This is a genomic window from Aeromonas caviae, from assembly GCF_000819785.1.
GTDB classification, from domain to species: domain Bacteria; phylum Pseudomonadota; class Gammaproteobacteria; order Enterobacterales; family Aeromonadaceae; genus Aeromonas; species Aeromonas caviae.
Genome location: NZ_CDBK01000023.1, coordinates 1 through 6,777, shown reverse-complemented (window position 1 = coordinate 6,777; position 6,777 = coordinate 1). Strand labels below are relative to the sequence as shown.

The window sequence follows — 6,777 nt, the reverse complement described above, 5'->3', positions numbered from 1 at the left end:
CTTCCCCCGCCGGGGCCGCCAAGGCCCCGGCCCGCCTTTGAGCCAGCGCACGAAACCCGTTTAATGTTCACCACTTGCAACGACAAGGGGTGACGCAGACCGCCTCGGGTCCGTAATATAGGGCGCAGGAGCCTGTTGGCCCCTTTTTCACGGCAAGGGGCAGGGCGCACGGTGGCAGCGACAGTCAGGGGCGGCAGCGTGCCCGCTGGCCGCCTTCATCGGGCAGCGCCGCGCTCACGCCCTTCCCCGCCATCTCTGCGATCTCTTGGGAATACACATGCACAACACAGCGAAATGGTTGATGAGTCTCTCGGTCTGCGCCCTTCTGATGGCCTGCGGCGGTGACAAGACCACCGGCAAGGCCTGCCTCGGGTCAAACAACGACACCCTGGTGGAGGGGATGCAGGACAAATGCAAGGCGGGGGACATTGTCGCCACCAAGCACCCGGCCTATTTCTGCGATTTCAACTACGCGGTCACCTTCAACAGCTACAACTCCGCGATTTGCGTCTACTCAGGTGGCCTGAAACCGGAGAGAACCACAGAAAAGTCATGACTGACGACCCATTTCCACCGCCTGAGACGAAGAGGGCGGCAGAATATGTGGTCAATGCCCAGGCGGCGGTACCGCCCAGGCCATCCGGGGGCGGCTTCGCCCCTATTTCACCCGCATCAGACGGTGATGCTGCCCGGCGCACTCGAGCTGGAGCACCTGGGATCGGGCCATGGCTTCCACTCTGGCCAGCATCTCGGCGCTGTAGCCCTTGCGACGCATCCATTGCAAGGGCTCCTCGAAGCCCCCTTCGTTGACCACGAAGGTATCTGTGTAGGACTCCTTGACGATGCTGACCACCCAGATGCGCTGCTGAAACTCGCAGAGTCCGGCCACCAGGGTGGCCACCCGCCCGGCCAGGGCGCGCACACGGCGGGCAAGAAGATGAACCATGGTATGGGCTCCGAACTGATAAAAGGGAAAACAGACTGGCACCCGGGTGGACGCGCCACCCTGTGCCCTCTCAACCCGCCCCGCTCCTATCGCGGGGCAGACACCTGACTGGAAGGAGGTGGGTTCCCCCCCTCCCCTGCGGCCCGGCGCTGGCGCTTGACCGCATACATGCTCGCATCGGCCCGGTTCAGCGCCTCCTCGACGCTGACTTCAGCCGGCATCACGGCCACCGCCCCCACGCTGGCACCGGGATAATGGATCACCTTGTCCCCCACCGGCAGTGACAGCACGCTGTGCTCGAACAGGCGCTGGCGAAACGCCGCCACCGCCCCGTCCAGCGTGTCGGAGGCCGGGAAAGGCCCCATGCCCACGGCCACGAACTCGTCCCCCCCAAAGCGGGCCAGCAGATCGCCGCCGCGCAGGGTCTCGCTCAGTTGCCGCGCCATGGCGGTGAGCAGCCTGTCCCCCGCCTCGTGGCCATGCTCGTCGTTGATGGCCTTGAAGCCATCGAGATCCACAAAGGCGATGAGCACCGGATGCCCCGCCCGCTCCGACAACGAGAAGAGGCGGGTGAGCTCCAGCATCAGGGCGCGGCGATTGGGGAGCCCGGTGAGGGGGTCGGAGAGGGCCAGGCGCGAGAGCTCGTCGTTGGCCTGCTGCAATTGCCGCAGCAGTTGCTCCCGCTCCACCTGTTCGGCAATCAGGTGCGCGAAGAAGGCGATGAGCTGCTGCGCCCCCGCCACCGCGGGCTTTTGTTCGGTACTGGCGCCGCACAGGGTGCCATAGAGGGAACCGGTGGAGGTGCGCACCGGGCTGCTCAGATAGGAGCGAATGCCGAGCTCGCTGGCCGCCTGGGAGTCCCCCCACAGAGCTGCGACGTCGTCGGTGTAGCCAATCTCATCGTCGATGGCACGGCGACACAGGGTATCGCTCCACTCCACCGTCATCCCCTCGGGGATCTGCAGCCCGGCCGCATTGCGGGCAAACAGAACATGCTGGCTGCTTTGCCCGAGGTCAATCTCGGTGAGATAGGTCGACTCCAGCCCGGTCACCGACTCCAGCATCTCCAGCAAAGGGCGGGTCAGGCTCTCCAGATCCCGCGCCTTGATCACCTGCTCCGAGAGCGCCAGCAATAACTTGTCCATGCCTACCTCCACAACTGCGTGCATGTAATGGGCGACCACCTTAGCCAACTCGGGGCGGGCCCGACAAGCGGGAGACCGCGATTGACCGGGGGAAAGATCGATTTGTTCACATTTTGGCATAACCGGCCCCCAAGCGGCGTCGCCATGCGGAACACAGGGACACAACCCTGCCCTCGCCCCTGGGTGCCGGGTCGATTCCCGCCGCGTATTCGCCCACGGTCACCATCCCCTCGCCCCTTGGGGGGAGAGGGTCAAGGTGAGGGGTGGGTAACCTCATTGCCTGGTGCAATGTCGTCCCACGTGTGAATGGCACGGCTTCGCCGCGCAGTAACCGTCCCCTCTCCCTTATGCGGGAAAGGGGTAAGGTGCCAATAAGCCTGTTGGGTGCAATAAGCGTGTAGGGTCGATTAGCGCAGCGTAATCGTCCGCGGTAACCATTCCCTCTCCCCTTGGGGGAGAGGGTTAGGGTGAGGGGTGGGTAACGGCATTGCCTGGTGCAATGTCGCCCCACGCCTCAATGGCACGGCTTCGCCGTGCAGGACGCGAGGACTCCGTCCCCGACGGGATTTCGCCCGCCAACCTCAGCGACTTCGGTTTGATCCCCTCTCCCCTTGGGGGAGAGGGCTAGGGTGAGGGGTCGGTAACGTCATTGCCTGGCGAATGCCGCCCCACGCCTCAATGGCACGGCTTCGCCGTGCAGGACACGAGGGCGCGGCCCTCGACGGGGTTTCGCCCGCCAGCCTCGGAGACTTCGGCTTGATCCCCTCTCCCCTTGGGGGAGAGGGTTAGGGTGAGGGGTCGGTAACGGCATTGCCTGGTGCAATGCCGTCCCACGTGTGAATGGCATGGCTTCGCCGCGCAGGACACGAGGGCGCTGCCCTCGATGGGGTTTCGCCGCCGCTGCGCGGCTTGGCGAGTGACTTTTCTTTGCGTGGCCAAAGAAAAGTCACCAAAAGAAAGGCCACCCCCGCTTGTTCGCCCTCCTGCGTCGGGTTCCCTCGGTTCAGGCAAAAGGTCTGGCGGAACGACGCAGACGGTACATCCCTGTACCGCCTGCGTCTGCGCCGTCGTCCATGACGGCGCTCCTGACCTTGTGCCCTCACCTCGGCGAACAACAGGGGGGCAACACCCAACCCGCAGCACCAAAGCCAGTTAATTGACCATGACCTTGTGTTTACGGGGTCAGGGTCGGGAGGGCTGTTCTCTCAGAGCCAACCCCTCGCCCACCCCATGGCGAGATCAGATTGTCGCACCTATGCAACAAACCTTATCAAGATGGTTGCATAGGTGAAAAAATCATGGTGAATACAACGACAAGCAGCAGATGTCCCTATCGGGAAACGGTTTTGTATTGAAGGCCCGATAGTGAGTATTTCACCGTAATAACACCTTATTTCTCGAACGTCCGATTACGCTTCGCTAATCAAACCTACGGCCTGAACCATATATTCATTTTAAGAGACGAACCTTTCGGAATTTATATGAGCAATAAACTAATTGAAAACCTGAAGTCATTTAACCGTAAAGAGCGGTTTTACTTGATCGGTCAAATGCTGGGAAATCCAGACTTTCGCATGGACAAAACACAGCTTGCGGAGATATCTAAACTCATCGACACCACAATCCCTAGCGAATACTTTGCCGCAATGGACTATCATCTTGACTGGATCTATGCCAGTTTATTTCTCATCCAAGAGCATGATAAAAAAACATTTCCACGCAACTTCATAGACAATAAACAACAGATAGACTTGCAAATATCAGGCACTCAAGAGGATGTCGACTTTCTTCTTGCCTTTGTTGACCACGAAAATACAACCCATATTGTGATGATTGAGGCTAAAGGCGATAGCTATTTTAGCAACGCTCAGTTAAACAGTAAAAACAAACGATTCAATGCTATTTTCGGCGATGAAAATACATGGCCAAATGTAAGGCCTCACTTTTTACTTTGCAGCCCAAAAGAGCCACAAAACGTAAGCATTGAAGAACCCGCCTACTTCATATTTAAAAGCTCTAAGTTACTTTGGCTAGAACTCGATATGGGTGATGGCAAAAACAAAGTAACTCGATGGGGAAAAAATGATAAACCATGTAGCGATGGTAAATACTGGGTAGTGGAAAGTCGTTCTTAAGACTTAAGCTTCTCTCTCTTCCGAAATACTCTAACACACCATTGTATAATCTGGAAAAATGCTCTTACCGACGTACCACTTAGTTATATAAATCACAGTTCTCAGCCCGACCATTAAATAACCTGACGCTGAGTAATTATTCCACAACAATATATAGCATCTCAAACATTATAAAAATCTAAATCGCTAAAAACCATATAGAGCCACATTTATTATGAGTGACTATGACTTCAGCACATTAAATGACAAAGAATTTGAAATTCTCGCAACAGATCTTCTTAGCAAAAGAGATAATGTGAAATATGAACGTTTCAAACCAGGACGTGATGCTGGTGTTGATGGTCGTTTTTTTCATCCAAATGGAACAGAGACAATTCTACAGGCCAAACACTGGCCTTCCTCATCATTCCAACAGCTAAGATCTCACATTGAGAAAACTGAACTACCAAAAATAAAAAAACTACAACCATCACGATACATATTAATAGTATCAAATCCACTTTCACGAAATGATAAAGCTAATATTCAAATTGCTTTATCTCCTTATGTTATATCGCCAAGTGACATCTTAGGAAGAGAAGACCTCAATGATCTTCTATCAGTTAATCGTGACATAGAAATGCGTCATTATAAACTTTGGATTAAAAGCACAAATGTACTTCAGTATATTATAAATAAGCCAGTATACGATCGCAGCATCTTTTCATTACAAGAAATACAAGATTCTGCTCATGTTTATGTGCGAACAAAAAATCATGAACTAGCATTAAAAAAACTACAAGAACTTGGAACAGTCATTATAACTGGCCCAGCAGGAATTGGAAAAACCACCCTAGCAAACCATCTTTCCTTACATTACGTAAGTCAAGGGTTTACTTTCATTCAAATAGCAGAGGAAATCAAAGAAGCTGAAACTTTATTCAATAACGATGAAAAACAAATATTTTATTTCGATGATTTTTTAGGTCGAAACTACTTAGAAGCATTAAATGGTCATGAAGGCTCGCATATAGTTCAGTTCATAAAAAGGATATCACGTAATAGTAGAAAGAAATTTATCCTGACATCTAGAACGACAATTCTAAATCAAGGTAAAATCCTCATGGATGTGTTCCAGCAACATAATATAGAACACAACGAATTTGAGGTGTCATTTGATTCATTCTCAAAAATTGATAAGGCAAAAATACTATACAATCATATTTGGCACTCTTCATTGGAAACAGCAATAATAGATCAAATATATCATAACAAAAGATATAGAAAGATAATTGAACATAATAACTATAATCCAAGGCTTATTAACTACATCACTGATAACAATAGATTAAAAGATTGCCATCCTATAGATTATTGGCAATACGTACAACAACTTCTAGATAATCCAGCAACAGTTTGGGAAAATCCTTTCGAGGCACAGCATGACGACTGTGGCCGCGCAGTCATTTTATTAGTTACACTAAATGCACGTCCAATCAATCAGAGTGAGCTTTCTGAGGCCTTTTCAAAATTCATTGCTCATTCAGATTCCAGAGCAATACAAGGACGTCGTGATTACATTCAAATATTGAAGCACTTGGTTGGTTCAATGCTCACTAGAACGATGCTTTCTGATAATGAAGTAATAATTAACCTCTTTAATCCATCTATTGGTGATTACGTACTCCATCGTTATAAATCTGATATTCCATCACTGCGCGCTGGATTTTGTAGCCTAAATTCAACCTCATCAATAAGGTCGCTATTAGATCTCGCTACAAACAAATTCATTGACTCATCAGTGACATCAAATATTCTTCATGACATTCTAAAAAATGCCTATAGTAAAAATTACTTAGGATATAGCCCTGAATATATCTCATTAGTCTTAGTAAGTTATATTGAAAATCTGGGATGCATGCTAAAAAATGACAAAATAATATTTTCAGCATCTGACTTCGTCGTCAATTCAAAAGAATCCGGATACCTAAAGGATATTGCTAAAATATTTTATTGGCGAATAAAAGAATCCCTATCAACTCAGCAAGACGCGCACAATTTTATAACACGCGCCTTTATGATGCAGACAAGCTACCTAGAGATAAAAGCTATCTCAGAGTTGATGAGCATCCTGTCTGATGACTTCAAATCAGAGCTATATCCAGAAATGGAAAGCTTTGCAAGAAACTATTTTGTAGCTAATGCAGATGATCTTTTCCCTCTAGATCAAGTCTTTGATTATGACTATCCAGATAATGAAGACAAAGCTACGGAAAGTCTTTTTAAATTAATTCAAAAAAACTTCAATGAACTCAAAATCCCTCTTTCTGACGATACAGTTGAATCTATTGTTGATGCATTTGACATATACGGTCAAATGTCTAATTATTTTGATGGATTCAGGGATGAACAACATGAAAAAGAGCAATATTTTGTGAACGAACATGTTGATGAAATAGATGATCTTTTCGAACGAGATATTAACACTAAGTGATTATTTTGCTTGAAATAAGATAAAGTTTAAAATCCTCATCACTAAACATTAGATAAAATGTACAGATCTAGTTATCAC

Annotated in this window: 5 protein-coding genes; 3 read left to right on the top strand and 2 right to left on the bottom strand. The window is 49.6% G+C overall.

Annotated features, from left to right (window positions below):
- The first annotated feature begins 277 nt into the window (after nt 1–277).
- On the top strand, nt 278–556 hold the full coding sequence (locus tag BN1120_RS03265) for a hypothetical protein (protein ID WP_029314742.1): 279 nt from the start codon (nt 278–280) through the stop codon (nt 554–556).
- Between the two features lie 102 nt (nt 557–658).
- On the opposite strand, the gene BN1120_RS03260 is transcribed toward BN1120_RS03265, so the two are convergent.
- On the bottom strand, nt 659–946 hold the full coding sequence (locus BN1120_RS03260; protein WP_042014729.1) for a hypothetical protein: 288 nt from the start codon (nt 944–946) through the stop codon (nt 659–661).
- 86 nt (nt 947–1,032) lie between these two features.
- On the bottom strand, nt 1,033–2,091 hold the full coding sequence (locus BN1120_RS03255) for a GGDEF domain-containing protein (RefSeq protein ID WP_042014726.1): 1,059 nt from the start codon (nt 2,089–2,091) through the stop codon (nt 1,033–1,035).
- A gap of 1,481 nt (nt 2,092–3,572) precedes the next feature.
- On the opposite strand from BN1120_RS03255, the gene BN1120_RS03250 reads away from it, so the two are divergent.
- A complete protein-coding gene (locus BN1120_RS03250; protein ID WP_042014725.1) occupies nt 3,573–4,226 on the top strand; it encodes a hypothetical protein in 654 nt (217 codons plus the stop codon).
- A gap of 214 nt (nt 4,227–4,440) precedes the next feature.
- Complete coding sequence (locus BN1120_RS21175; protein WP_145983744.1) at nt 4,441–6,699, top strand: nSTAND3 domain-containing NTPase; 2,259 nt, start codon at nt 4,441–4,443, stop codon at nt 6,697–6,699.
- Nucleotides 6,700–6,777 lie beyond the last annotated feature (78 nt).